General features: G+C 62.6%; 26 protein-coding genes. 12 read left to right on the forward strand and 14 right to left on the reverse strand.

All coding sequences use genetic code 11. The features are described from left to right. Positions 1–104: 104 nt before the first annotated feature. From ptsP to KG698_RS05025, 3 genes are all read left to right on the forward strand, one after another. On the forward strand, positions 105–2,348 hold the full coding sequence (gene ptsP / locus KG698_RS05015; protein ID WP_213684462.1) for a phosphoenolpyruvate--protein phosphotransferase: 2,244 nt from the start codon (positions 105–107) through the stop codon (positions 2,346–2,348). A gap of 61 nt (positions 2,349–2,409) precedes the next feature. Beyond that, the gene (locus tag KG698_RS05020) at positions 2,410–3,714 is read left to right on the forward strand and encodes a SulP family inorganic anion transporter (protein ID WP_300982925.1); all 1,305 of its coding nucleotides are present in this window, start codon (positions 2,410–2,412) and stop codon (positions 3,712–3,714) included. A gap of 53 nt (positions 3,715–3,767) precedes the next feature. Further along, on the forward strand, positions 3,768–5,381 hold the full coding sequence (locus KG698_RS05025) for a GMC family oxidoreductase (RefSeq protein ID WP_213684463.1): 1,614 nt from the start codon (positions 3,768–3,770) through the stop codon (positions 5,379–5,381). 54 nt (positions 5,382–5,435) lie between these two features. Here KG698_RS05025 and KG698_RS05030 read toward each other — a convergent pair whose 3' ends face one another. Continuing rightward, positions 5,436–5,903: a GNAT family N-acetyltransferase gene (locus KG698_RS05030; protein WP_300982926.1), complete on the reverse strand. Its 468-nt coding sequence runs from the start codon at positions 5,901–5,903 to the stop codon at positions 5,436–5,438. Positions 5,904–5,998: 95 nt separating this feature from the next. Here KG698_RS05030 and KG698_RS05035 point away from each other — a divergent pair, with 95 nt between their 5' ends. After that, positions 5,999–6,604, forward strand: a complete 606-nt coding sequence (locus KG698_RS05035; protein ID WP_213684465.1) for a flavin reductase family protein — start codon at positions 5,999–6,001, stop codon at positions 6,602–6,604. A gap of 9 nt (positions 6,605–6,613) precedes the next feature. Here the strand turns inward: KG698_RS05035 and KG698_RS05040 are convergent, their stop codons facing one another. Then, complete coding sequence (locus KG698_RS05040; protein ID WP_213684466.1) at positions 6,614–7,147, reverse strand: hypothetical protein; 534 nt, start codon at positions 7,145–7,147, stop codon at positions 6,614–6,616. Between the two features lie 160 nt (positions 7,148–7,307). On the opposite strand from KG698_RS05040, the gene KG698_RS05045 reads away from it, so the two are divergent. Next, the gene (locus tag KG698_RS05045; RefSeq protein ID WP_213684467.1) at positions 7,308–8,183 is read left to right on the forward strand and encodes an S-methyl-5'-thioadenosine phosphorylase; all 876 of its coding nucleotides are present in this window, start codon (positions 7,308–7,310) and stop codon (positions 8,181–8,183) included. Between the two features lie 33 nt (positions 8,184–8,216). Further along, positions 8,217–9,119 carry a dienelactone hydrolase family protein gene (locus KG698_RS05050; protein ID WP_213684468.1) on the forward strand — a complete coding sequence of 301 codons (903 nt, stop codon included), beginning with the start codon at positions 8,217–8,219 and terminating at the stop codon, positions 9,117–9,119. Here KG698_RS05050 and KG698_RS05055 read toward each other — a convergent pair. Then, positions 9,116–9,565, reverse strand: a complete 450-nt coding sequence (locus tag KG698_RS05055) for a nucleoside deaminase (RefSeq protein ID WP_213684469.1) — start codon at positions 9,563–9,565, stop codon at positions 9,116–9,118. The two genes, KG698_RS05050 and KG698_RS05055, sit on opposite strands and share 4 nt — an antisense overlap. A 53-nt stretch (positions 9,566–9,618) precedes the next feature. Between KG698_RS05055 and KG698_RS05060 the strand changes: the two genes are divergently transcribed. Continuing rightward, the gene (locus KG698_RS05060) at positions 9,619–10,455 is read left to right on the forward strand and encodes a pseudouridine synthase (RefSeq protein WP_213684470.1); all 837 of its coding nucleotides are present in this window, start codon (positions 9,619–9,621) and stop codon (positions 10,453–10,455) included. On the opposite strand, the gene KG698_RS05065 is transcribed toward KG698_RS05060, so the two are convergent. The 3 genes from KG698_RS05065 to ftsY form a co-directional block, all read right to left on the reverse strand. Continuing rightward, a complete protein-coding gene (locus KG698_RS05065) occupies positions 10,397–11,038 on the reverse strand; it encodes an inner membrane-spanning protein YciB (protein WP_213684471.1) in 642 nt (213 codons plus the stop codon). The genes KG698_RS05060 and KG698_RS05065 overlap by 59 nt on opposite strands. Before the next feature lie 11 nt (positions 11,039–11,049). Next, positions 11,050–11,952, reverse strand: coding sequence for an EamA family transporter (locus KG698_RS05070; RefSeq protein ID WP_213684472.1), 903 nt, complete (start codon positions 11,950–11,952; stop codon positions 11,050–11,052). A 68-nt stretch (positions 11,953–12,020) separates the two neighbouring features. Next, entirely contained in the window at positions 12,021–13,100 is a 1,080-nt protein-coding gene (gene ftsY / locus KG698_RS05075) for a signal recognition particle-docking protein FtsY (protein ID WP_213684473.1), read from the reverse strand. Positions 13,101–13,237: 137 nt separating this feature from the next. Between ftsY and KG698_RS05080 the strand changes: the two genes are divergently transcribed. Beyond that, complete coding sequence (locus KG698_RS05080; protein WP_367114042.1) at positions 13,238–14,287, forward strand: alkane 1-monooxygenase; 1,050 nt, start codon at positions 13,238–13,240, stop codon at positions 14,285–14,287. On the opposite strand, the gene KG698_RS05085 is transcribed toward KG698_RS05080, so the two are convergent. The 6 genes from KG698_RS05085 to KG698_RS05110 form a co-directional block, all read right to left on the reverse strand. Then, positions 14,284–15,123, reverse strand: coding sequence for an ATP-binding protein (locus KG698_RS05085; protein ID WP_213684475.1), 840 nt, complete (start codon positions 15,121–15,123; stop codon positions 14,284–14,286). The two genes, KG698_RS05080 and KG698_RS05085, sit on opposite strands and share 4 nt — an antisense overlap. Before the next feature lie 4 nt (positions 15,124–15,127). After that, positions 15,128–15,997, reverse strand: a complete 870-nt coding sequence (gene tatC, locus KG698_RS05090) for a twin-arginine translocase subunit TatC (protein ID WP_213684476.1) — start codon at positions 15,995–15,997, stop codon at positions 15,128–15,130. Beyond that, positions 15,994–16,476: a Sec-independent protein translocase protein TatB gene (tatB, locus tag KG698_RS05095; protein ID WP_213684477.1), complete on the reverse strand. Its 483-nt coding sequence runs from the start codon at positions 16,474–16,476 to the stop codon at positions 15,994–15,996. Before tatB ends, tatC begins: the two co-directional genes overlap by 4 nt. 57 nt (positions 16,477–16,533) lie before the next feature. Further along, positions 16,534–16,767 carry a twin-arginine translocase TatA/TatE family subunit gene (locus KG698_RS05100; protein ID WP_213684478.1) on the reverse strand — a complete coding sequence of 78 codons (234 nt, stop codon included), beginning with the start codon at positions 16,765–16,767 and terminating at the stop codon, positions 16,534–16,536. Positions 16,768–16,894: 127 nt separating this feature from the next. Then, positions 16,895–17,977, reverse strand: coding sequence for an ABC transporter ATP-binding protein (locus KG698_RS05105; protein ID WP_213684479.1), 1,083 nt, complete (start codon positions 17,975–17,977; stop codon positions 16,895–16,897). Between the two features lie 88 nt (positions 17,978–18,065). Further along, positions 18,066–18,845 (reverse strand): SDR family oxidoreductase, encoded by a 780-nt coding sequence (locus KG698_RS05110; RefSeq protein WP_213684480.1) that lies wholly within the window; start codon positions 18,843–18,845, stop codon positions 18,066–18,068. A 121-nt stretch (positions 18,846–18,966) separates the two neighbouring features. Here KG698_RS05110 and KG698_RS05115 point away from each other — a divergent pair, with 121 nt between their 5' ends. The 4 genes from KG698_RS05115 (at position 18,967) to KG698_RS05130 (ending at position 24,120) form a co-directional block, all read left to right on the forward strand. Next, positions 18,967–19,971, forward strand: a complete 1,005-nt coding sequence (locus tag KG698_RS05115) for a Hint domain-containing protein (RefSeq protein WP_213684481.1) — start codon at positions 18,967–18,969, stop codon at positions 19,969–19,971. Positions 19,972–20,016: 45 nt separating this feature from the next. After that, a complete protein-coding gene (locus KG698_RS05120) occupies positions 20,017–21,627 on the forward strand; it encodes a peptide chain release factor 3 (protein ID WP_213684482.1) in 1,611 nt (536 codons plus the stop codon). Positions 21,628–21,758: 131 nt separating this feature from the next. Beyond that, positions 21,759–22,253, forward strand: a complete 495-nt coding sequence (locus KG698_RS05125) for a hypothetical protein (protein ID WP_213684483.1) — start codon at positions 21,759–21,761, stop codon at positions 22,251–22,253. Between the two features lie 133 nt (positions 22,254–22,386). Beyond that, positions 22,387–24,120 carry a DEAD/DEAH box helicase gene (locus tag KG698_RS05130; protein ID WP_213684484.1) on the forward strand — a complete coding sequence of 578 codons (1,734 nt, stop codon included), beginning with the start codon at positions 22,387–22,389 and terminating at the stop codon, positions 24,118–24,120. Positions 24,121–24,300: 180 nt separating this feature from the next. Here KG698_RS05130 and KG698_RS05135 read toward each other — a convergent pair whose 3' ends face one another. Beyond that, positions 24,301–25,977, reverse strand: coding sequence for a ribonuclease J (locus KG698_RS05135; protein ID WP_213684485.1), 1,677 nt, complete (start codon positions 25,975–25,977; stop codon positions 24,301–24,303). Continuing rightward, positions 25,974–26,753 (reverse strand): type III pantothenate kinase, encoded by a 780-nt coding sequence (locus KG698_RS05140; RefSeq protein WP_213684486.1) that lies wholly within the window; start codon positions 26,751–26,753, stop codon positions 25,974–25,976. The genes KG698_RS05135 and KG698_RS05140 overlap by 4 nt, the downstream gene beginning before the upstream one ends. Positions 26,754–26,755: the final 2 nt, after the last annotated feature.

Here is a 26,755-nt window from a genome sequence, read left to right on the forward strand (position 1 = left end):
CGCCGCAGTCTGTGCCATTCTCGTTGCGTGTTGCCCCATGACCGGGCTATCCCTAGACCCCGGAGCAGCGCGCCGCATTTTTGCAAGCGCGAGGGGCAAGGGTGATGGCACAGCGTATCGAAACAGAGAGCCGCAAGCTCCTGAGCCGTTTGCAGGGCGTGATGGCCGATTCCGCCGCTGGTCAAGAGCGGCTGGATCGCATCACCCATCTGATCGCGGATTCGATGGGGACCGAGGTCTGCTCGATCTACCTCTTGCGCGATCAAGACACGCTTGAGCTTTGCGCCACCCAAGGCCTCGCCCCTGAGGCGGTTCATGTCACGCGTATGCGGTTGGGCGAGGGTCTGGTTGGTCGCGTCGCGCGCGCGGCCCAGCCGATCAACACCGCCAATGCACCGGCAGAACGCGGCTTTCGCTACATGCCCGAAACAGGCGAAGAGCGCTATTCCAGCTTTCTGGGCGTTCCGATCCAGCGCTTGGGCGAACGCTTGGGCGTGTTGGTCGTGCAATCGCGTGATGCGCGCGAGTTCTCCGATGACGCCGTCTATGGGCTAGAAGTCGTCGCCATGGTGCTGGCCGAGATGACCGAGCTTGGCGCCTTTATCGGCGAAGGCGCGGCCTTGGCCGAGCGGCACAAGCAACAGGTGATGTTTCGCGGCGCTTGTGCACAAGAAGGTGCCGCGATGGGCCATGTCTGGCTGCATGAGCCGCGCGTGGTTGTCACCCGGCCCGTTGCCGACGACCCCGAGGCCGAGCTTGCCCGCCTGCATCAGGCGGTCGAGCAGTTGCGCATCGATATCGACGAATTGATGACACGCGCGCCCATGGCCGAGGGCGAACAGCGCGAAGTGCTAGAGGCCTACCGCATGTTCGCTCATTCGCGCGGCTGGATGCGCCGGATCGAAGAGGATATCGGGCGCGGCCTTTCGGCCGAGGCGGCGGTGGAAAAAGAACAATCGACCGCGCGTGCCCGGATGGAGACGGTGCCAGATGCTTATTTGCGCGACCGCCTGCATGACCTTGATGATCTGTCCAATCGCCTGCTGCGGCGCTTGACGGGTCAGGGCCGTGATACAGGTGCCGAATTGCCGGCCGATCCGGTTTTGGTGGCACGCAATATTGGACCGGCGGAACTGCTCGATTATGGGCGTCGCCTGAAAGCCGTGGTGTTGGAAGAGGGATCGGTCGGCAGCCATGCCACCATCGTCGCCCGCGCGCTGGCCATTCCGCTGGTCATCCATGCGCGCGCGATCACGACCGAGGCACTTAATGGCGATTTGATCTTGGTCGATGGCGATCAGGGCGTTGTGCATCTGCGCCCCGAAGACAATGTTGCCTCGGCCTTTCGTGACAAGATGGCGATGCAGGCCGAGGCGCAACAGCGCTATGCCTCGATCCGCGACAAACAGGCCGAGGCGCTGTGCGGCACGGTCATCTCATTGCAGATGAACGCAGGGCTGATGGCCGATCTCCCCTCTCTGCCGTCATCGGGGGCGGATGGTGTGGGGCTGTTTCGCACCGAGTTGCAGTTTTTGACCCGCAACACGGTGCCGCGCCGGGGCGAATTGGCCGCTCTTTACGCCCGCGTCATGGATGCCGCAGGCGGCAAGCGCGTCGTATTTCGCACGCTCGATATCGGGTCGGACAAGGTGCTGCCCTATATGAAAAAGACCGAAGAACCCAATCCAGCGCTTGGCTGGCGGGCAATCCGGGTGGGGCTGGACAAGCCCGGCGTAATGCGGATGCAGCTACAGGCTTTGATCCGCGCGGCAAATGGGCGGCCTTTGGCGGTGATGTTTCCCTTCATCGCCCAACTCGAAGAATACATGCAGGCGCGCGATCATCTCTTGCGTGAAATGGATCGCGAGGCCGCCTTGGGCCATGTGCTGCCAGAGAAACTTGAAATCGGCGCGATGCTTGAAACACCCTCGCTGGCCTTTGCGCCGCGACAGTTTTTCGAGGAATGCGATTTCATCTCAATCGGCGGCAACGACCTGAAACAGTTCTTTTTCGCCGCCGACCGCGAGAATGAGCGCGTGCGCCGCCGCTATGACACGCTCAATGTCAGCTTCCTGACCTTTCTCGAACAGATCGTGCATCGCTGCCGCGACACTGACACGCCGCTCAGCTTTTGTGGCGAGGATGCGGGCCGCCCGATCGAGGCGCTGTGTTTCGCCGCCATGGGGCTACGCGCGCTGTCGATGCGGCCTGCCTCCATCGGGCCGGTGAAATCGCTGTTGCGCCGTGTCGATCTGCGCGAGGCGCGCGCGGTGATCAACGAGGCACGCGCCAGCGGCGCACAATCGGTCCGCGCCGGCGTGATGGATTGGCTGAAACGGCAAGGTTAAGCCCCCTTGCAAACCCCTTGCGCCGGACGCAAGGATGGGGCCGGCCAACGGATGTGGGGGGATGTCTTCCGCGACGCGCCTGATGCCCACGGCCATGCTGACACCCAAGATCCTGACGACCCTCCCCCAAAGCACACCGAAAAGCGTGATGGCCGATCTTATCGCGGGCATCACCGTGGCGATGGTGGCGCTTCCGCTTAGCCTTGCGATTGCCATCGCCTCGGGGGCGGCACCGGCCACGGGGCTGGTGACGGCGATTGTGGCGGGGTTCTTGATCTCGGCGCTGGGAGGCAGCCGGGTGCAGATCGGCGGGCCGACCGGTGCCTTTATCGTCGTCGTGCATGGTGTGATCACAGCGCATGGGTTTGACGGGCTGGTCCTGGCCACGCTGATGGCGGGGGTCATCCTTGTCATCGCGGGGCTATTGAGGGCCGGAAGCCTGATCCGGCTGGTGCCAGAGCCGGTGATCAACGGCTTTACCATCGGCATCGCCGCAATCATCGCGCTCAGCCAGCTTCCCGATGCGGTGGGGATCACGCTGCCCGCAGGCACGCCCGCCGAGGCGATGGAGCGGCTGCCCGCGATCTGGGCCGCGCGCGACAGCCTTGATTGGCCAAGCCTCGCCGTGGGTCTGGCCACGATCATCGCCATCGTGGGCTTGCGCCGCGCAGTCCCGCGCTTTCCGGGGCTGATCGTCGCCGTGGCCTTGGCCTCGGCGGGGGTGGCGCTGTGGGATTTGCCGGTGGACACGCTTGGCGACCGTTTCGGGGCCTTGCCAGCAAGCCTGCCGATGCCAAGCCTGCCGGTGATCACGCTGGCGCGGCTGATCGAGCTTTTGCCCTCGGCGCTGATCATCGCCTTTCTTGCGGGGGTCGAGTCGCTGTTGTCGGCGATGGTCGCGGATCGGATGGTGCAGGGCAAACACCGCCCCAGCGCCGAGATCTTGGCCCAAGGCGTGGCCAATATCGGATCGGCGTTGATGGGCGGGCTTCCGGCGACGGGGGCGATTGCGCGCACCGCCACCAATGTGCGCGCCGGTGGGCGCACGCCGCTTGCGGGGATTTTCCATGCCATGGTGATCTTGGTGGTGATGCTTTTGGCGGCACCCATGGCCAGCTATCTCGTCATGCCCGCGCTGGCGGGGCTGTTGATCGTCACCGCATGGAACATGTCCGAGCCGCAACATTGGCGCGGCTATCTGACCACGGGCCGCATCTCGGACCGGATGCTGCTTATCTTGACGCTGGTGCTGACGGTGCTGACTGATCTGACTGTGGCCATTGCCGTGGGCGTGGCAATCGGCCTTGCGCTGCGGCTCAAGCGGCGTGACGTTCCGCCGGCAGACTGGACGCCACCCGACAGGTAGCGCTACAGCTTTGCGAAGCCTGCGCCCAACGGCGCAAGTGAGAGGGAGCGGTGATGCTGACGCAGGATTTTGGCGATTGGGATGTGGTGATTGTCGGCGCTGGCTCGGCGGGCTGCGTCTTGGCCAATCGCTTGTCGGCCGATCCCACATGCAAGGTGCTGTTGCTTGAGGCAGGCGGTAGCGACAACCGGCTTTGGGTGCATGTGCCGGTGGGCTATCTTTACGCCATGGGCGATCCCTCGCTCGACTGGTGCCTCAAGACCGAGGCAGAGCCGGGGCTGAACGGGCGGGCGCTGAACTATCCGCGCGGGCGTGTGCTGGGCGGGTGCTCGTCGATCAACGGCATGATCTACATGCGCGGACAGGCCCGCGATTACGATCTTTGGCGGCAGATGGGCAATATCGGCTGGGGCTGGGATGATGTGCTGCCCTATTTCAAACGCTCGGAAAGCTATCACGGCGGGGCCGATGCGGCGCATGGCGAGACGGGCGAATTGCGCGTGGAACGCCAGCGCCTCGCATGGCCCATCCTTGATGCCGTGGCCGAGGCCGCGGGCGAGCTGGGTATCCCGCGCAGCGATGATTTCAACCGCGGCGACAATGAGGGTGCGGGCTATTTCGAGGTGAACCAACGCCGCGGCCTGCGCTGGAACGCGCGCCGCGCCTTTCTTGACCCTGCGCGCCGCCGCCCCAACCTGCGGATCGTGACAGGGGCCGAGGTGGCGCGGTTGAGCTTTGCGGGCAAGCGCGCAACAGGGGTGATCTTTCGCCAAGATGGCACCGCCTATCATGCGCGCGCGGGTGGCGAGGTTGTCTTGTCGGCGGGGGCCATCGGCACGCCCAAGATCCTAGAGTTGTCGGGGATCGGACGGGCCGATATCCTCAAACCCTTGGGCATCGATGTGGTGCAAGACACGCAAGGCGTGGGCGAGAACCTTGCCGATCACCTTCAGATCCGCACGATTTTCCGCATCACGGGCGCGCGCACGCTGAATGATTGGTATGCCAGCACTTTGGGCAAGCTGAAGATCGGGCTTGATTACGCGCTGAAACGCTCTGGGCCCTTGGCCATGGCCCCGTCGCAACTGGGGATTTTCACCCGATCTTCGCCCGAGCATGAGACACCGAACATCGAGTATCATGTCCAACCCTTGTCGCTTGACGCCTTTGGCCAGCCTTTGCACCGCTTTCCCGCGCTGACTGTGTCGGTGTGCAACCTGCGCCCTGAAAGCCGTGGATCGGTGCATGTGACCACTGCCGATCCGGGCAAGCCACCGGCGATCAAGCCCAATTACCTCTCGGCTCCGGCCGATCAGCGGGTCGCGGTCGCATCGATCCGCCATGCCCGCGCGCTGATGGCCACAAAGCGCATGGCCGAATTCCAACCCGTCGAGATCAAACCCGGCCCCGCAGTCGATGGCGAGGCCGCGTTGCTGCAAGCCGCCGGTGATATCTCGACCACCATCTTTCACCCGGTCGCGACGGCGCGGATGGGGGTTGATGCGGGTGCGGTGGTCGCGCCTGACCTGACGGTCAACGGGATCAAAGGGCTGTCGATTGCCGATGCTTCGGTCATGCCGGCGATCACCAGCGGCAATACCCATGCCCCGGTGACGATGATCGCCGAGAAAGCCGCCGAGATGATCATCGCGCGCTTGCGCGGCTAAGGGACCGAAAAACCCGGGTTTTTCGGGTGGGAAAACCCGGGTTTTCCCGGCCCCCTAGCGGCGGCGCCAGGGTTTGACCTTGCCGGTGACATGGGCCCAATCGCCCACGCCCAGCACGCGGTCCGGGTTGGTAGGTGGCGGCATCTCGACGCCCGCAAGCTTGGTAAAGCCAAAACGGCGATAGTAGGGTTCATCACCCACCAGCATGACGCGCGGCCAACGCTCTTCGGTTGCAAGGGCAAGCCCCTCATGCATCAGCATACCGCCCAAACCCTCGCCCTGTCTTGTTGGGTGTACGGCAACGGGGCCAAGCAGCAAAGCCTCGGCCCGGCCCACGCGCACCGGCCAAAAGCGGATCGCCCCGGCCAAGGTGCCATCCGCATCGCGCGCAACCAGACAAAGGCGCGCCACCGGCGGCACCCCCTCGCGCAGCCGGTAAGAGGACAGCGCCGTGCGGCCGGGCGCAAAACACAGGTCATAGAGCGCCTCGACCTCCCAGCGGTCGTCAGGTGTCTCTTGCATCAGCCTGTACATGCGCGCGAATTCTGCCCCTTGCCTCTGGCATCGCACCTATCACGGCGCTAGGTCTGGCACAAATACGAGGAAGGATCCTGCCGATGTTTTATCGTCCCGCCGATGGCCACGGCCTGCCGCATAATCCGTTCAACGCCATCGTGACGCCGCGCCCCATCGGCTGGATCTCGACGCGCGGTGCTGATGGGGCGGAAAACCTCGCCCCTTATTCCTTCTTCAACGCCGTGGCTTATGTGCCGCCGCAGGTGATGTTCGCCTCGACCAGCGCCAAGCCAGATCGCGGCGACACCAAGGACACGGTCGCAAATATCCGCGAGACGGGCGTGTTTTGCGTCAATATCGTGGCTTATGCGATGCGGGATGCGATGAACCAAACCTCGGGGGCGTGGCCACGCGAGACCGACGAATTCACCCATGCGGGGATTGCGCGGATCGCATGCACCACCATCCCCTGTTCGCGTGTGGCCGAAGCACCCGCCAGCCTTGAATGCCGGGTCACCCAGATCGTGGCCCTCGAAGGGGCACACAACATCGCCGTCTTTGGCGAGGTGGTGGGCGTACATCTGCGCGATGACTGCGTGATCGATGGGATGTTCGATGTCACGCGGTTCCAGCCCTTGGCACGGCTTGGCTATCGCGATTACGCGGTAATCGATGAGACATTCAGCCTTGTGCGACCGGACGAGTAGCGCGCCCCCTCAGGCCGCGCGGAACGAGAGCGTCAGCGCCGGGGCCACGCGGCGTTCCAACAAGGGGGCGAGTGTTTTGCAAAACACCTCGATCCCCTTGCGGGCACGCTCGACATGATGTTCGGGGCGCAAGAGCGTTAACAAAGGCATGGGCTTGTTGGGTGTTGCCCCCGCTTTTGTCAAAGCTTCCAGATCTGGGTCGATCAGGGTCGAGAAGCCCATCCGCCGACGGGTGACAAAGACCCCGACAATCGGCGGCAAACGCTCGGCCTGTTGCAAGGCGCGGCGCAGCGGGGCGGCCAATTGACCCGCCCAGACCGGTGCGCCGACGATCAACAGATCGGCGGGGCCGATATCGGGGGTGACCGAAATCTCAGGTAAACGGCGCGTGATGATATCGCCCCAAACACGCAAGCGCCCAAGCGGGCCGTCGTAGCGGGGGCAATTGATTTCACGGATTTCAGCGCCGCATTTGGCACTCAAAAGCCGCGCCATGGCCAAACTGCGCCCACGGCGCGAATATACCAATATGACCGTACGCATATACGTGACCTTTCAGATCCCTGCGCCCCGGTCCGACGCGATGACGATTTCACTCGTTAATTTTGCATATAGGGTAGTTGACGGATTAAACTAGGGTCGGCTTGCAAGAAAGCCGCTTGCATGGTTGAGCTTGGGTCATCGCACGACAGGAGAGCATGAGATGAACACGAAAATCGGCGTGATCGGCGGCTCTGGCGTCTATGAGATCGACGGGCTGCAAAATGCGCATTGGGTTACGGTCGAAACCCCCTTTGGCGCGCCATCCGATGCGGTGCTGACCGGGCGTCTTGATGATGTGGAGATGGTGTTTTTACCCCGCCACGGGCGCGGCCATGTCCATAGCCCGACATCGGTGCCTTACCGGGCCAATATCGATGCGCTCAAGCGGCTTGGCGTGACGGATGTGATCTCGGTCTCGGCCTGCGGCTCGTTTCGCGAGGAACTGGCACCGGGCGATTTCGTCATCGTGGATCAATTCATCGACCGCACCTTTGCGCGCGAGAAATCATTCTTTGGCCCCGGCCTTGTTGCCCATGTCTCGGTGGCCCATCCCACCTGTCCCCGGCTGGGGGCTGCCTGTGCGGCGGCGGCGCGCGCCCAAGGCATCACTGTGCATGAGGGTGGCACCTATCTGGCGATGGAAGGGCCACAATTCTCAAGCCACGCCGAATCGCGCCTTTACCGCGATGTCTGGGGCTGCGATGTGATCGGCATGACCAATATGCCCGAGGCGAAACTCGCCCGCGAGGCGGAGCTGTGCTACGCATCGGTGGCGATGATCACCGATTACGACAGTTGGCACCCCGAGCATGGCAGCGTCGAGATCACCGATATCATCCGCACGCTTGGCGGCAACGCCGACAAGGCGCGGGGCATGGTGGCGCGGCTGCCTGCTTTGCTGGGCGGGATGCGCGCGCCCTGCCCGCATGGCTGCGACCGCGCGCTGGAACATGCGATCTTGACCGCACCCGCCGCGCGCGATCCGGCGATGGTTGCCAAGCTTTCGGCCGTGGCCGGTCGGGTCTTGGCGTCGTGACGCGGTCGCGGCATGGCGCAAGGTGTTGCTGAGATGACGCGCCCAGCCCTGACAGCGGCGCGCTTGAAAACCCTGTTGGGGTTGGCGGGCGATCCGCCCCCGGCACAGGCCAGAATCGCATCAAGCCGCGCGCATGGCGCGCATCGGTTGCATGAGATTGCCTTTCGTATCAGTGGGTCCGCGATTACGGGGCTGTTCATGTTGCCCGATGGGCCGGGGCCGTACCCGGCGGTGCTTTACGCCCATGCCCATGGCAACCGCTACGCCATCGGGGCCGATGAATTGATCCAAGGTCGCCCCGCGCTGCAAGGCCCCTATGGCCCGGCCTTGGCCGATCTGGGGATTGCCAGCCTTGCCATCGATCTGGCCCCTTTCGGCGCGCGTCAAGGATCGGCGCCCGAGGCAGCATTGGCCAAGGCCGCCCTTTGGCAGGGCAGGCCCATGATGGGGCAAATGCTGGCGGAACTGGCCGCTGCCCTTGATTGGCTGGCCGCCCAACCCGCGATTAACAGCGCGCGCATCGCCACGCTTGGCCTATCGATGGGGGCCACCCATGCCTATTGGCTGGCAGCCCTTGAGCCGCGTATCGCCGCCTGCGCGCATCTGTGTGTCTTGGCCGATATCGCGCCGCTGATCGCGACCGGGGCGCATGATCTGCATGGCCCCTATATGACCGTGCCGGGGTTGTTGGCCGAGGGGGATATGGGCGATGTCGCGGCCCTTGTCGCGCCGCGTCCGCAATTCGTGGGGCTGGGCGCGGATGATCCGCTTACCCCTGCCCCTGCGCGCGATCCGGCCTTGGCGCGGTTGCGCATGGCCTATCGTGCCGCGCCAATGGCACTTGAGGTGCATCTTGCCCAAGACAGCGGCCATGTCGAAACCCCCGCCATGCGCGCGGCGGTGCTGGATTTCCTGCAAAGACATCTGTGCCGCTAGCGGCGCGCGGCGAAAAATTCCTTGAGGAGTGTCGCGGCCTCGGCCTCGGCGATGCCGCCATAAACCTCGGGGCTGTGATGGGCTTGCGGGTGGTCGAAAACGCGCGGGCCTTGCGCCACACCGCCCGATTTCGCGTCATATGCGGCAAAATATAGCCGCGCGATGCGCGCCGCCGCGATGGCACCCGCACAAGCGGGGCAGGGTTCCAGCGTCACCCACAGGTCGCAACCGGTCAGCCGCTCACTGCCTAAGACCTGACAGGCGGCGCGGATCGCCAGCATCTCGGCATGGGCGGTGGGGTCGGTCAATTCGCGCATGCGGTTACGGGCGCGTGCGATGATCTGGCCGTCGCGCACGATCACGGCACCCACCGGCACCTCGCCCGCGGCGGCGGCGGCGCGGGCCTGATCTAGTGCTGCATCCATGAATGATGTGAAACCCGTCATGGCCCCCGTGATCCTGCCTTTCGCTCGCGCTGTCAAACCGCTATGCGACAAGGATGAGTGAGATGGAGCGCATCGCAAAACGCCTCAGCCGTGTCGGGATCGCCTCCCGCCGCGAGGCGGAGCGTATGATCGAGGCAAAGCGCGTCAGCGTGAACGGCAAGATCATCGACAGCCCCGCGCTGAATGTCGGCCCTGACGACAAGATCACCGTCGATGGCAAAGCCTTGGCCGAAGCGGACCGCCCGCGCCTATGGCTTTATCACAAACCCGCAGGGCTGGTGACCACGGCCAAGGATGAAAAAGGCCGCGAGACGGTCTTTGACAAACTGCCCGCCGATCTGCCGCGCGTGATGAGCGTGGGCAGGCTTGATCTGACATCCGAGGGGCTATTGCTCTTGACCAATGATGGCGGGCTTAAGCGCAAGCTGGAACTGCCCGCCACCGGCTGGCTGCGCAAATACCGCGTGCGGGTCAAAGGCAAACCGCTTGATGCCGATCTGGTGCCTTTGCGCAAAGGGATCGTGATCGAGGGCGAACGCTTTCAGGCGATGGAGGCCACGCTTGACCGCCAGCAAGGTGCCAATGCGTGGCTGACCGTGGGCCTGCGCGAGGGCAAGAACCGCGAGATCCGCCGCGCCATGGCCGAGATCGGGCTAGAGGTGAACCGGCTGATCCGCGTCTCGTACGGGCCGTTCCGCTTGGGCACGCTCAAGCCCGGTGAAGTCGAGGAAATCAAGCCGCGCGTGCTGCGCGACCAGCTTGGGATCGAGGCCGCCGTCGAAGGCCATGCGGTCGCCAAGGAAAAGCCCAAGCGCCCCTTGCGCAAAAAGCCTAGCGGTCCCCGCCCGGAGGGTCAGGCGCGTCCGACCGGTCCGCGCCGTCCGCGCTAAGGCTTTCACGCTCCAACAGCTTGGACTGCGCCATAAAGGCCAGAAACAAGAATGCAGGCAGCGCGAAGGTCTCGAAGGTGACCCAAAACTCCGTTGTTTGCGTGCGCCAGACCACCTCATTGGCCACCGCCATCGCACCAAAGGCCAGCGCGATGCGCCGCGACAAGATCAGCCAGCCATGATCCGACATGGGCAGCATCTCGCCCATCAAGACCTTGAGCCAGCCTTGGCCGCGCAACAGACCGATGCCCAACGTCACGGCAAAAAACCCGTAAACCAGCGTCGTCTTCATCTTGAAGAAACGCTCGTCATTCAGCCAGATCGTCAGCCCGCCGAAGACCACGACCATCACGGCGGTGAACACCTGTAGGCGGCTGATGCGGCCCGTCAGCTTCCACAAGATCGCGATGGTGATCAGCAAGAGCGGCACGAATGCGGCCGTGACCAGGATGAACCCATCATAATCGCGCCCGCCGATAGTCAGGCTTGTGTCCTGAAACCGCATATAGGCGACGAAGAACAAAAGCGGCGGCCCAAGTTCAAGCGCTTGGCGCAGCCATGGGTTGATCGGTTTATCTGGCATGCGCGCTCCTGCTATCCACCGAACTCAACTATCACCGCACCCGCCGCGATCAACCCCATCAACGCCAATCGGCGCGGCCCAACGCGCTCGCCCAAGAAAAGCCAGCCGATCAATGCGGCGAAAACGGTCGAGGTTTCGCGCAGCACCGCCGCCTCACCCACGCTATCAAGCCGCGTGGCCAACATGATCGAGCCGAAGCTCGCGAATGCCACGAAGGCACCGAAAAGCCCGCGCGCCATCAACGGGCCAAGCGGCGGCGGATCGGCCAAGCGGCGATAAAAGCGCAGCGCGATGAAGGGGAAAAGCAATCCGTCGATGAAAAAGAACCACGCCAGAAAGGTGAAGGGATCGGCCGTGGCCCGGATGCCATAGGCGTCATAGGTGGTGTAAAGCGCCACAAAAAGGCCCGTCAGCACCGCAAAACCCAGCGCAGGCACCAAGCGGTCGCGATCAACCGTCACATGCGCAAGGTTATAGGCCGCAAGCCCGTAAAGCCCGGCCAGCAGCACCGCGACCCCCATCCATTGCATCGGTGCAAAGGTCTCGCCAAACAAAAGATAGGCGCCGATGATCGCGAAAAGCGGCCCGGTGCCGCGCATCACCGGATAGACGACCGTATAGGCCCCCCGGCGATAGGCCGCGAGTGTGGCCCATTTATAAAGCACATGGATCACGAAAGCGCCGGCAAAGATCGGCCACATATGCGGCTCGGGCCATGGCACGACGAAAAGGGCAAAGGGCATGGCGATCAGCGCATAAAAAGCGTCGATCACGCCACGCGCCAAAAGCGGATCATGCCGCCCCTTTTGCAGCGCGCCGAAAACGGCATGCAGCAAGGCCGCCATCAAGGCCAAGACAAGGGCGACACCGGCGGCGGCCTCGGTCCCTTCGATCCCAGTGATCCAAGCGCTCATCTTTGGGGGCCGCGCGGGCAGGACGACTGCGACAATCTATTCACACCGGCTGTGGATGGATACGCGATTCATTCAACACCAACGAGCGCCTTGGCGAATTCCTCGGGGTCGAAAGGTTGCAAATCATCAATCTGCTCGCCTACCCCGATGGCATGGATCGGGAGGCCGAACTTGTCGGCCAAGGCGACGAGAACACCACCCTTAGCGGTGCCATCAAGCTTGGTCATCACCAGCCCCGAGACATCAGCGATCTTGGAAAAGATCTCGACTTGGCTGAGTGCGTTCTGACCCGTGGTCGCATCAAGCACCAACAGCGTGTTATGCGGCGCGTCCGCGTCGCGCTTGCGGATGACGCGCACGATCTTGGCCAATTCCTCCATCAGATCGGCGCGGTTTTGTAGCCGACCGGCGGTATCGATCATCAACAGATCGGCGCCATCCGCCTCGGCGCGGATCATCGCGTCATAGGCCAGTGCGGCGGGGTCCGACCCTTCGGGCGCGGTCAGTACCGGCACGCCTGCGCGCGCGCCCCAGATTTGCAACTGTTCCACCGCCGCCGCGCGGAACGTGTCGCCCGCCGCGATCACCACGGTTTTGCCCGCCGCCTTGAACTGGCTGGCCAGCTTGCCGATGGTCGTGGTCTTGCCCGAGCCGTTCACGCCCACGACCAAAACCACCTGTGGTTTTTTCGGATAGATCGGCAAGGGGCGGGCCACGGGTTCCATTACGCGGGTGATTTCAGCGGCCAGCAAGCCCTTGATATCGCTTGCCGACATCATCTTACCATGGCGCCCTTGGGCCATATTGGCAGTGACGCGCAGCGCGGTATCGACACCCATATCCGAGGCGATCAACAATTCCTCGAGGCTTTCCAGCATCTCGTCATCAAGCGCACGGCGCGGCGCGGCGCTGCGTCCGATCAAACGGCCCAAAAGCCCGGGTTTTGAAGCGGGCGCTTCAAGAGGCGGAGTGGGCGCTTGCAGGGGGAGAGGTTCCGGCGCAGCCTCGGGCGTGGCGGGCGCTACGACATCCGCGACATCGCCCTGCGTCAGATCGGCCGCACCCTCTTCGATGATCGCATCCAGCCCCTCGTCGATCTTGGAGGCGGATTTGAACATCCGGTCCTTCAGTTTCTTGAAAAAGGACATGGGCGATGGCGTCTTTCTGCTTGGCGTCTGTCTTTCTTCACCTAATACGCCGCAGGGGGGAAAGAAAGGCCATGGTTTCGCCGCATCAGCATGCCCATTATATTGCTACCCAGAAACTTGAGGGTCGTCCTTTGCCAGTGATCGCACGTTATGCGCTTGTCACCTTGATTCCCGCCCTTTTGATCGCGCTTGGCGCGACGGTTTGGGGCTTTGCGGGCGCGCTTGCGCTGATCTGGTTGACGCTCATCGCGGCTGGCCTCGACCATCTGCTGGAGCCGCCGCAGCCTGCCGATGCGGACCATGGCCCATGGTCAGAGCGTTTGGCGCTTGGCCTAGCGGTGGCGCATCTGGTGTTGCTGGTCTTGGTTTTGGATGCGCTGACGTCGGGGCGGTTATCGACCGGTCAAAGCATCATCTTGATCTTGGCACTGGCCAGTTTCATGGGCCAAGTCAGCCATCCCAATGCGCATGAGTTGATCCACCGCAAGGATCGCATCGCGCGCGGTTTGGGCGCGCTTGTCTATGGCGTGACGGGCTTTGGCCATCATGTTTCAGCGCATCGGCTGGTGCATCACCGCCATGTCGGCACCATCGATGATCCCAACACGCCGCTGCCCGGCGAAGGTTTTTGGGCCTATCTGCCACGGGCTTGGACGGGCTCGTTCATCGCGGGGCTGGCAAGTGAAGCCGACAGGCTGACGCGCAAGGGGCGCAAGGCTCATATCCTGAACACACCCTATGCGGCATGGATCGGCTTAGCCGCAGGCGCGATGTTTGGGGCGATCTGGATCGGTGGCATTTGGGGCGCTGTGGTGTTGGTGTTCTTATGGGTGATGTTCGGGGTGCAAATCCTAATCTCGGATTACATCCAGCATTACGGGCTCGCGCGCCTCGCGCTGCCCAATGGCCGGCGCGAAGCCGTGGCCCCGCATCACAGTTGGAACGCGCCACGTGGCTTTTCGAGTTATTTGATGATGAACGCACCATCGCATTCCGAACATCACATGCATCCCGACCGGCCTTATGACCGGCTTGACCCGCGCGCTGATGTGCCGATGCTGCCCCATGCTTTGCCGGTGATGGCGATGATCGCGATGTTGCCAAGGGTCTGGCGGCGCATGATGGACCGCCGCGCGCAAAAGGTGATGGAAGCGGCGCGCGCCCGCTTGGCCCAAGCCGCCCCTTAGATCGTGACGCCCGACCGTCCGGCCAGATCGCAAAAGAACTGCCACGCCACCCGGCCCGAGCGTGAGCCGCGCGTGGCCTGCCATTCGATTGCTTCAGCCACCAAGCGGCTATCCGCGATCTCCAGCCCATAGGCCGCGCAATAGCCGCGGATCATCGCAAGGTATTCATCTTGCGTGCAGGGGTGAAAACCCAGCCAAAGGCCGAAGCGATCCGAGAGCGACACTTTCTCTTCGACCGCCTCGGATGGGTTGATGGCGCTTGAGCGTTCATTCTCGATCATGTCGCGCGGCATCAGGTGACGCCGGTTGGAGGTGGCGTAGAAAATCACATTATCGGGCCGCCCCTCGACCCCGCCATCAAGCACTGCCTTAAGCGATTTGTAATGCTGGTCATCATGCGAAAACGACAGATCGTCGCAAAATAAGATCACCCGCACGGGTGCGGCGCGCAAAAGCGTCAGAAGGCGACTGATTGACGGTAGGTCTTCGCGCTGCACCTCGACCAGCTTCAGATCGGGTGCCTTTGCCAGACAGGCAGCATGCACCGCCTTGACGATCGAAGATTTCCCCATCCCCCGCGCGCCCCACAAAAGCGCGTTATTGGCGGGCAGACCGGCGGCGAATTGCGCGGTATTGGCCAAAAGCGTATCGCGGGCGCGCTCGATCCCATGCAGCAGGTCAAGCGCCACCCGGTTCACCTGCGCCACCGGGGCCAGATGATCGGGGTTGGCGTGCCATACAAAGGCCGTCGCCGCATGCCAATTGGGCGTGGGCGCGGGCAAAGGGGCCATGCGGTCTAGCGCATCGGCGATGCGGGCAAGCGGATCATCTGACATGGGATCAAAGCTCTTCGTCTTCGTCGAGAATACCCTCGGCGCGCATCCGGCGCAGACGCCCACGTTCGACCAAGCGCACCAAGAGGATGGAAATCTCGTAAAGCCCGTAAACGGCGGTGAACAAAATCAACTGCGTCACCACATCGGGCGGGGTCACAAGGGCTGCAAGCGTCAAAATGCCCACCACCGCCCATTTGCGCACCGCACCAAGCCCCGCCGCCGTCACCAGCCCCGCCTTGCCCAGAAGCGTGAGCAGCACGGGCAACTGAAAGCATAGCCCGAAGGCAAAGATGAACTTGAGCGCCAGATCAAGGCTTTCGCGAATCGAGCCCAGAAACACGGTCTGAATACCCGTATCCGACGCGGCATCGGGGTTTTGGAAGGTGCCATCACCCGCGATCAGATTGGCCAGCGCCGGGATCGCATCTGAAAAACCGATAAAGAAATTCATTGCCAAGGGCGTGACGACATAATGGGCAAAGGACGCGCCGATCATGAACAACACGGGCGAGGCGATCAGGAATGGCAAGATCGCGCCTTGCTCGGACTTATAGAGACCGGGCGCCACAAAACGCCAAAGCTGGTGGGCGATCACCGGAAAGCTGACGGCAAACCCCATCACGATCGAGATGCGGATCAAGACAAAGAATTTTTCCTGCGGCGCTGTAAAGATCAGGCGGGCATCCTCACCGCGCGCGCGCAGCACATCGGCCAGCGGTTGCGAAATAAACTCAAGGATCGGCTCTGCGACAGTGAACATCGCGACCATGCCGATGACAAAGGCCATGACCGAGCGGATCAGCCTTGTGCGCAGCTCGGCCAGATGCTCGATCAAGGGGGCCGAGCTGTCTTGGATCTTGTCGTCAGCGCTCATGATTTGGTGGGTTCCGTAGCGGCGGGGGCCGGTGCGGGCGCATCCGCGCCATCGGCGTCGCGCGCATCCGTGGCCGTCGGCGGCGCGGCTTTGGCCGCGTTGCGCGCATCAATTTGATCGCGCAGCTTCTTGGCGTTGGCGAGTTTCTCTTCCGCGATCCGGCGGGTTTCGCTGCCTTCGTCGTATTTCGTCGGGTCAAGCTCGAAGGGGTCACCCATCGTGTCTTTGAAGGCATCCATGCCAGCCTTGGCGGGATTGCGCGCATATTGCGTCGCCTTGCGCAGATCGCGATTGATATCGCTGACCCCGGCCTCATCGGCGGCATCGTTCATGGCACGCTGAAAGTCGCGCGCCATCGACCGGAGCTTGCCGGTGAACTGCCCGAACTTCCGGAACATCACCGGAAGATCCTTTGGCCCCACAACGATCAGCGCAACAACGCCGATCACCAGAAGCTCCATCCAGCCGATATCAGGCATGCATGTCCCTGTTCGAAAATGGCCCTTCCCCGCGGCACGCGGGGTTGCGGCGCGTGATCAGGCTTTGTCGCTGTTGCCTTGCGGCGTCACATCGCGCGCGCGGGTGCCATCTTCGGCAGCGGGCGTTGCGGCATTCTCGATCTCGGCCGAAGAATCCTTCACACCACGCTTGAAGGCAGTGATACCTTTGCCGACTTCGCCCATAAGGCCCGCGATCTTGCCGCGCCCAAAAAGCACGAGCACCACGATGGCGATCAGCAGCAGGCCTGCTGGTCCGATATTGTTGAGCATGTCTTTCTCCCTAACCCCATCCGCGCAAATCTGACCGATGCGCGGTTCGCTTTCGGTTTTCAGAGTCTATAGGTATGTGTTCCACGCGGCAGATCAAAGCCCCAAAACGCCAGAGTGGTCGTTGCGATCAGCGCTTTTTCGCGAAGACAAAGCAGCGATCGCGCCGCACGGTCAGCCAAAGTGGTGTGCCGGGCTTGGGCAAGAACACCGCAGGCACCGTCGCCTTGAGGATGCCACCGTCGAAATCCATGCGGAATTCCACAAGGCTTTCATGCCCCATAAAGCGCGCGCGCGCCACGATCCCGCGCGCGGGTGTGCCGTCTTGCGGGGTCGGGTTCGGCCCACGGCCACCGCGATCAAAGTCGATTTTCACATGCTGCGGGCGGAAAACAATCTCGACCTCGGTGCCATCGGGATGGCCGGGGGCCAAGAATTGCCCAAAGGCGGTATCAACCAAAGCACCCTGCACCACCCCCCGAATCACATTGATATCGCTGAAAAATGCGGCGGCTGCCTTGTCGGCGGGGGCGTTGTAGATGTTATAGGGCGCGCCCTTTTGCACGATCACCCCATCGCGCATCAACGCGATCTGATCGGCCATGCGCATTGCCTCTTCGGGTTCATGGGTCACCAGAACCACGGCGGTGCCTTCTTCTTTCAAAAGCTCGAGCGTCTCGTCACGGATGCCATCGCGCAGGCGGTTGTCGAGGCCCGAGAATGGTTCATCCATCAGCATGATGCGCGGGCGTGGCGCCAGTGCACGGGCCAGTGCCACGCGCTGTTGCTCACCACCTGACAGCATATGCGGCGCCTTGTCGCCATAGCCCGCAAGATCGACCCGTGCGAGCAATTCATTCACCCGGCGTGCAATCTCGGCCTTGTTGCCCTTTAGGCCAAAGCCCACGTTTTGGGCCACGCTGAGATGGGGAAACAGCGCAAAATCCTGAAAAATCAGGCCCACGCCGCGCGCCTCGGGCGGCAGATGGACCTGTTCATCGGACAAGGTGACACCATCGGCGCGCACCGCACCCGCGATCTGGCGTTCGATGCCCGCGATCACGCGCAAGGTGGTGGATTTGCCGCAGCCAGATGGGCCAAGAAGGCACATCACCTCGCCCGCGCGGACGGTAAAACTGACATCGCGCACCACATCGCGCCCGTCGAATCGACAGGTGATACGATCGACGTCCAGACGGGGCCTGTCTGCCATGTGTGCGTGATACCCGATTATTTCCCTCGGAGACCCGAGCTAACAGCCAAGGCGCGGGCTGGCAAGCCGACCCGCGCCCAGCGTGCGATCAGATCGTCGCGTTGGTGCCGCCGCCATCGAGCAAGATATTCTGTGCCACGATGAAGCCCGCATGCTGCGAACACAAGAAGGCGCAGGTCTGGCCGAATTCTTCGGCCGTGCCGTAGCGCCGTGTCGGCAAGGAGGCTTTGCGCTGTTCGCGGGCCTGCTCGACCGAGATGTTTTGCTGACGCGCGACACCGGCATCCAGCGCATCGGCGCGGTCAGTGGCATGAATGCCGGGCAGCATATTGTTGATCGTCACGCCATATTGGGCCACCTGACGCGCCGTGCCTGCGACATAGCCGGTCAAACCAGTGCGCGCAGCATTGGATAGGCCCAACGCCGGGATCGGTGCCTTAACCGATTGCGAGGTGATATTGACCACCCGGCCCCAGCCACGGTCGATCATCGCGGGCAAAAGCGCCGTCATCAGCGCGATGGGCGTCAGCATATTGGCATCAAGCGCACGGATGAAATCATCGCGTGTCCAATCCGACCACAGACCGGGCGGCGGTCCGCCTGCATTGGTGACAAGGATATCAATCGCCCCTGCCGCCGCAAGCACGCGGGCGCGATCCTCGGCATCGGTGATATCGGCGGCAATCGCCGTGACTGTGACGCCGTAGCGGTCGCGGATTTCTTGCGCGGTTTTATCCAGCGCCTCGGCACCGCGTGCGTTCAGCACCAGATCGACACCCGCCTCGGCCAGCGCTTCGGCGCAACCACGGCCCAAACCCTTGGATGATGCGCAAACCAGCGCGCGCTTTCCTGCAATCCCCAGATCCATGATCTTGCCTCCTGTTCGCAATCATTGCCGTTGTCCTAACAGCGACCGATGCCAACAGCCAGACTTGACCAGAACCACCGCGCAGCATACCGAAAGATGAGATATCATCAAAAGATGAGTTATGGCCGATTTCACCCCGCTCTACCGTTTCGCCACATACCCAGCGGCCGCGCTTAAGGCGCAAAGCGGTGCCAATGCGGGCGATCCGATTGGCTTGGGCGCTGCGGCCATCGCGGGCGATACCTATCGGCTGACGCGAAATGCAAAGCCTGTGCGATTGCACATTTGCGAAAGCCCTGATCTTGGACAATGCGTGGCCAATGGCTCGCAGGTTGGCCAGCCGGGTGATGCAATCAGCATCGCAGATTGCCACAGCTTGATGGGCCCCTCGGGCGAGACGGTCGAGATCTTGGTGCTGCGCCGCATCAATCGACACGATGAGGCGACGCTCTATCTTTTGCCGCTGTCCGATATCCGACCTCAGACCGAGTATGAGCTGATCGGATCCTCCGCAGCGCTCGCACCAGAACGCTTTGCCGATATCGTCTCGGTCAGCTTTTTCGCAGGCACCCAAATTACCTTGGCCAGTGGCGCACAGGTACCGGTCGAAAAACTCCAGATCGGGGATATGGTCTTGACGCTCGATCACGGCCCACGCCCGATCCGCTGGATCGGACATCAGACGCGCCGCGCAACCGGGGCTGCGGCACCGATCCGCATCACGGCCGGCACCTTGCACGCCGCGCGTGATCTTTTGCTAAGCCCCGAACACCGTCTGTTTGTGTGGCAGCGCCACGATACGCTTGGCACCGGCCGGGCCGAGGTGCTGGTCAAGGCCGCACTTTTGGTCAATGGCAGCAGTGTCATGCGTGACGAAGGGGGTCATATCGACAGCTATCAGCTTTTGTTCGATGGGCGCGAGGTGATCTTTGCCGAAGGGATCGCGGTTGAAAGCCTGTTGGTCACATCGGAGCGAAACGACCAACTGCCCGATGGGATCAACTTGGAAGATATCGCCGCCGAACGCCGGGCCGTCGCGATGCTTGAGGTCGATGCCCGCACCTTGGGTGACAGCACCGACGCCGCCCTCAGGCTGACGCGCGCCAGCCGTGGTCAAGACGACTGATCCTGCCCGATTGCTCTGGACTGCGTGCATCGCTATATCCCGCCCATGCTGGACATCGCCCCCCCCAACCGCCCCGCCCTGCCGCCCGAGATTGCGCGGCGACGTACCTTTGCGATCATCTCGCACCCCGATGCGGGCAAAACCACCCTGACCGAGAAATTCTTGCTGTTTGGCGGCGCGATCCAGATGGCGGGCCAAGTCCGCGCCAAGGGCGAGGCGCGGCGCACGCGGTCGGATTTCATGCAGATGGAGAAAGATCGCGGCATTTCGGTCTCGGCCTCGGCCATGTCCTTTGATTTCGGGCGCTACCGCTTCAATCTGGTCGACACGCCCGGCCATAGCGATTTCTCGGAAGACACCTATCGCACGCTGACCGCTGTTGACGCCGCGATCATGGTGATCGACGGGGCCAAGGGTGTGGAAAGCCAGACCCAAAAGCTGTTCGAGGTCTGCCGTATGCGCGACCTGCCGATCTTGACCTTTTGTAACAAGATGGACCGCGAAAGCCGCGACACGTTCGAGATCATCGACGAAATCCAAGAGAACCTCGCCATCGATGTGACCCCGGCAAGCTGGCCCATCGGGGTGGGGCGCGAATTTGTCGGCGCCTATGACATCTTGCACGACCGGCTTGAGATTATGGACCGCGCCGACCGCAACAAGGTTGCGGAATCGATCAAGATTAGCGGTTTGGATGACCCAGCACTGGCCAAGCATGTGCCCGCCGACCTGCTTGAAAAACTGCGCGAAGAACTCGAGATGGCGCGCGCGCTTTTGCCCGCCTTTGACCGCGACCGATTCTTGGAAGGGTCGATGACGCCGATCTGGTTTGGCTCGGCAATCAATTCCTTCGGGGTGAAAGAGTTGATGGATGGCATCGGGGAATTCGGGCCACCGCCCCAGCCCCAACGCGCCGACCCCCGCCAGATCGCCCCCGAAGAGGGCAAGGTTGCGGGTTTCGTCTTCAAGGTGCAGGCCAATATGGACCCAAAGCACCGCGACCGCGTGGCCTTTGTGCGCTTGGCCTCGGGGCATTTCGAGCGGGGCATGAAGCTGCACCATGTGCGCGCGGGCAAACCCATGGCAATCACCAACCCGGTGCTGTTTCTGGCCGCTGACCGGGAACTCGCCGAAGAAGCATGGGCAGGCGACATCATCGGCATTCCCAACCACGGGCAATTGCGCATCGGCGACACGCTGACCGAGGGTGAGGCGCTCAAGGTCACGGGCATACCCAGCTTCGCGCCGGAACTGCTCCAGACCGCGCGGGCGGGCGATCCGATGAAGGCCAAGCATATGGAAAAGGCCCTGATGCAATTCGCCGAAGAAGGGGCCGCCAAGGTCTTCAAGCCCAGCTTCGGTTCAGGCTTTATCGTGGGCGTCGTGGGTGCGCTGCAATTCGAGGTGCTGGCCAGCCGGATCGAGCTGGAATACGGGCTTCCCGTCCGGTTCGAGGGGTCGCAATTCACCTCGGCGCGCTGGGTCCATGGCCCCAAGGACGCGGTCGAGGCATTTTCGGATGCCAACAAGCAGCATATGGCCACCGATAATGACGGCGACCCGGTCTATCTGACCCGGCTGCAATGGGACATCGACCGCGTGGCGCGCGATTACCCGAAGGTCCAGCTGACCGCGACCAAGGAATTGATGGTTTAGGGAAGGGCCGAAAAACCCCGGTTTTTCGGTTGGGGAAACCCGGGTTTTCCCCCGCGTTTTCCGTCAAGAAAACGCCCCCAGTCCCGCCCGCGATTAACGCGGGCTTAACCAACGGCATGGCAAGCAAGGCCATGATCCGATGCGCGCGCACCATCTTGATGCTGTTGCTCTTGCCCCTGATGGCATGCACAGGCGGCGCTTTGTCCAATGACCGCAGCGCGATCAGCGGCGTCTATTCCGTCCAAACAGCGATCTCGGATCATCCGCATCATGTGCTCATCGGCCATGTGATCATCGCCGATCATGGGGCAACGCGTGCCCATGCGCTGGTGATCGGCCAGCGACGCGATGGGGTGCATCGCCTCAGCTTCGATGCAGCATGGCGCGATGGGGTCATGCTGTCCTTCCGTAAGGAACATGGCACGGGCTGCACCCATGGCCATTGCCGCGATGCAACCGTGGGCATGATCTTGCTCAGCGCGCCCTTGTTTCAGATCGCCCAAGCCCAAGGGCTTGCCGCCCGCCTGATTGGCCCATCTGGAGCCATCGACATCTTTGCCCCCGCCGCCTTGTTCAACGAGGCCGCCGCGCGCGCGGCCGATATGGTGCCAGACGACCTCGTTTGACGCGGCGGCTGTTTTCGCCTATGTGCAGGCCAGCCCCGCGATCCGCGTTGGGGCGATCGATCCGCGGAGCGCGCAGGATAGCATGCGCTCCAACTCACCCATGCCGGGACTGTCCCGGTCAGACTGGACGCATATGACAAGCTTTTCCGACCTCAACCTTAATCCCAAGGTTCTGAAAGCCGTAGCCGAAACAGGTTACGAAACCCCCACCCCGATCCAAGCCGGTGCCATCCCCCCCGCCCTCGAAGGGCGCGATGTCTTGGGGATCGCCCAGACCGGCACGGGCAAGACTGCCAGCTTCACGCTGCCGATGATCACGATCCTTGCCCGTGGCCGCGCCCGCGCGCGCATGCCGCGCAGCTTGGTTTTGTGCCCGACGCGCGAACTCGCCGCCCAAGTGGCCGAGAATTTCGACACCTACGCCAAGCATGTGAAACTGACCAAGGCGCTGTTGATCGGTGGCGTCAGCTTCAAAGAGCAAGACATGCTGATCGACAAGGGTGTCGATGTGTTGATCGCGACCCCCGGTCGCCTGCTCGACCATTTCGAGCGCGGCAAGCTGATCTTGACCGACGTCAAGGTGATGGTGGTCGATGAGGCCGACCGGATGCTCGACATGGGCTTTATCCCCGATATCGAGCGGATTTTCGGCCTTGTCCCCTTTACCCGGCAAACGCTTTTCTTCTCGGCCACCATGGCGCCCGAGATTGAGCGAATTACCAACACCTTCTTGTCGAACCCCGCAAGGATCGAAGTGGCCCGCCAAGCCAGCGCATCGGAAACCATCGAACAGCGTTTGTTGGAATTCCGCCCCTCGCGGCGTGACCGTGAAACGGCCGCCTCAGAAAAGCGCATGATGCTGCGCGCCGCCATCGAGGCCGAAGGTCCGGCTTGCAGCAACGCCATCATCTTTTGCAACCGCAAGGTCGATGTCGATATTGTTGCGAAGTCGCTCAAGAAATATGGCTATGACGCCGAACCAATCCATGGCGATCTAGAGCAATCACACCGCACCCGCACGCTCGATGGGTTCCGCGAGGGTAAGCTGCGCTTCCTTGTGGCCTCGGATGTGGCCGCACGCGGGCTTGATATTCCCAGCGTCAGCCATGTGTTCAACTACGACCTGCCCAGCCATGCCGAGGATTATGTCCACCGCATCGGTCGCACTGGGCGCGCGGGTCGCTCGGGCGTTGCGATCTCGATCGCGGTTCCGTCAGATGACAAATACCTCAGTGCGATCGAAGCGCTGATCACCAAGCCCATTCCTCGCGGCGCATTGCCGTGGAGCCCGGCGGGCAGCACGACCACTGAGACCGCGCCGCAAGCCACAGCCGCCGGTGCGCCGGACAGGGCCGAAGATCGCGGCGACGAGAGATCGGCCAGCGGGCGGAGCCGGTCACGCCGTGGGCGCGGCAAGAACGGGCGCGGCGACGCGACAACCGAGGCCGCCCCAAGGCCCGTCGCACCCGCAGCCGCCCCAGAGGTCACAGACGAGGTGCAAACTGCACCGCCCCCTGCCCGCTTTGAGCGCCCCGCCCAACAAGACCGCGAAAGAGATCGCACTTGGGGCAACCGCGACCGTGGGCGCGGCGGTGATCGCGTCACAGGCATGGGCGATCATCTGCCCGATTTCATCGCGCTTAGCTTTGACGAACGCCGCGGCGGCCCGCCACGCCCCTTTACCCCCGACGAGGATGAGAGCGAGGATCAGCATGATCCCGCAATCGCCGAAGACACGGCAGAGGCAAAGGTGACTGCGACCAGCGATGCCGAAGCCCCCAAGCCCAAGCGCCGCCGCCGGAAAAAGACCGAAACAGCGGTTGTCGGTGCTGATCACACCGAGACCTCCGAGGCAGGTGCTGCCTAAAACGGAAAAGGGATCGCCATCAAAGCGATCCCTTTTTTCATGAACGAAGGCTTTGACGCGCAGCGCTTAGAGCGTGTCGCGTTCTATCGCATTCACCGCAACAGGCGAACGCGTTATGCCTTGCAAACGCTGCCTCGCCTGTTGCGGTGAATACAGCGGACTGCTCAAACGCGACACGCTCTAGGCGGCCATCAGCCTTTGGATCAGCACCGTGACCTCGGGCTTTTTACCGATCTCGATCAGGCACAAGTTACGTACGGCACGGCGCACGGCCTCTTCCAGACGATCATCATCATTGACGGTTTTGGCGTTGAAGCGCGGCATCGCCTCGGCCAGTTCCTCTTCGATCATGGCGGCCAGATCGTCGCCCTTGCCCGTCACCTCGGGCAGGCCGCGCAGCGCGACCCAGCTGTCTTCGATCAGCACATCATCTTCATCGACGATTACGGCGACCGCGACCAAGCCGTTCAGCGCCAGCTTCATCCGATCACGGATCACCCCATCGAGCGCGCCGACAAAGGCCGACCCGTCCAGATAGGTTTTAGCGACATCGATATATTCCACGATGCGCGGCGCATTGCCCGACAGCTCCACCATCGAGCCATTGGCCGCCACGATCCCTGCCATCCCCTTGGAGAGCGCAAGCTGCGCATGTTCGCGCAGATGGCGGTATTCGCCGTGACAGGGGATCAGGATCTTGGGGCGCAAGATGTCGTGCATCGCTTCCAGATCGGGGCGGTTGGCATGACCCGAGACATGGTAGAACCCATGGCTATCGTCGATCACATCGACACCTTTTTCGGCCAGCGCATTCTTGATCCGGCTGACGGGCACCTCGTTGCCGGGAATGGTCTTGGAGGAGAACAGGAACATATCCCCCTCTTTCATCTCATGGCCCAGATAGCTGCCCCGCCCGAGCGAGGCCGAGGCCGCGCGGCGTTCACCCTGTGAGCCGGTGACGATCAGCATCAGGTTCTCGCGCGGGACATCGAGCGCGTCCTCTGGGCTGAGCGTGCGGGGAAAGCCTTTCAGCACACCCGCCTCTTCGCCCGCGCTGACCATCCGCTTCATCGCGCGCCCCATCAGGCAGATGGACCGCCCATTGGCCACGCCCGCATCAGCCAGCGTTTTCAGCCGCGCGATGTTGGAGGCGAAGGTGGTGGCCACCACCAACCCCTTGGCACCCGCGATCAATTCCCCGATGGGTTCGGGCAACTGGCTCTCAGAACGGCCGGGATGGCGATTAAAGATATTGGTCGAGTCGCAGATATAGGCCAACACGCCGTCTTGGCCGATCTGGCGCCACAGATCCTCATCAAAGGCTTCGCCGACAATCGGGTTGCGGTCGATCTTGAAATCGCCCGAATGCACCACGCGGCCCACCGGCGTGTCGATCACCAGCGCCGAGGCTTCGGGGATCGAATGGCTGACCGGGGCGAATTGCACCGTGAAGGGGCCAGCCTTGACCGTGCCGGGCCAAACGGGGGCCACATGCACCGGATCGATGGATTGGCCTGCATCTTCAAGTTTGCGCTTGGCATGGACGGCGGTGAAGGCGCGGCAATGGATGGGCGCGCGCAGCCGCGACCACAGATGGCCCACCGCACCCACGTGATCCTCATGGGCGTGGGTGATAAAGATCGCATCGATCCGGTCGCGTCGCGCCTCGAGCCAGGCGATATCGGGCAAGATCAAATCGACACCGGGTTGGCCATCCATATCGGGAAAGCCCACGCCCAGATCGACCACGATCAGCCGCTCTTTTTCGACGGGGCCGTAGCCATAGACGTAAGCATTCACGCCGATCTCCCCCGCGCCGCCGAGGGGGAGGTAGATCAGCCGGTTCCGGTCTGTCATATGCTGCCTTGGTCCTTATTATATTGGTGGATGACCGTCAGGCCATGCATGGTCAAATCATCTTCGATCCGGTCAAATAGCACATCACCTTGCGAGAACAACGAGGCAAGACCGCCCGTTCCGATGATGCGCATGGGCCGATCATATTCGCCGCGGATGCGATCGCAAACTCCGCGCACAAGTCCCACATATCCCCAAAACACACCCGACTGCATACAGGCAACCGTATTCGTGCCGATCACGCGCTGTGGCTTGGTCACATCGACGTGCGGCAGTGCGGCGGCGGCATGGTGCAGCGCCTCGAGGCTGAGGTTCACACCCGGCGCGATCACGCCGCCCACATAGGCCCCGTCATGGGCCACGACATCAAAGGTGGTGGCGGTGCCGAAGTCGACCACGATCAAATCGCCGCCATGGCGCTGATAGGCACCGGCCGTATTGACCAGCCGGTCGGGGCCCACTTGCGTGCCTGCATCCACCCGTGGCGGGTGCGGCAACAGGCATTCGGGCTTGCCCACCACCAGCGGGCGGCAATCGAAATAGCGATCGCACAGCACCCTTAGGTTGAAAACCACGCGCGGCACGGTCGAGGACAAGATCACCTCGGTGATCGCGATCTCGATCTTGTGATGGCCCATCAGCGTTGAGAACCAGACGTAGTATTGATCGGCCGTGCGCTGATGGTCGGTCGCGGTGCGCAAGGTGCACAAGAACCGCGCGCCATCCCAGACGCTGAAGACCGTATTGGTATTGCCGCAATCGATGCAGAGAAGCATGT

The organism is Roseicyclus sp. (assembly GCF_018402035.1).
GTDB lineage: Bacteria > Pseudomonadota > Alphaproteobacteria > Rhodobacterales > Rhodobacteraceae > Roseicyclus.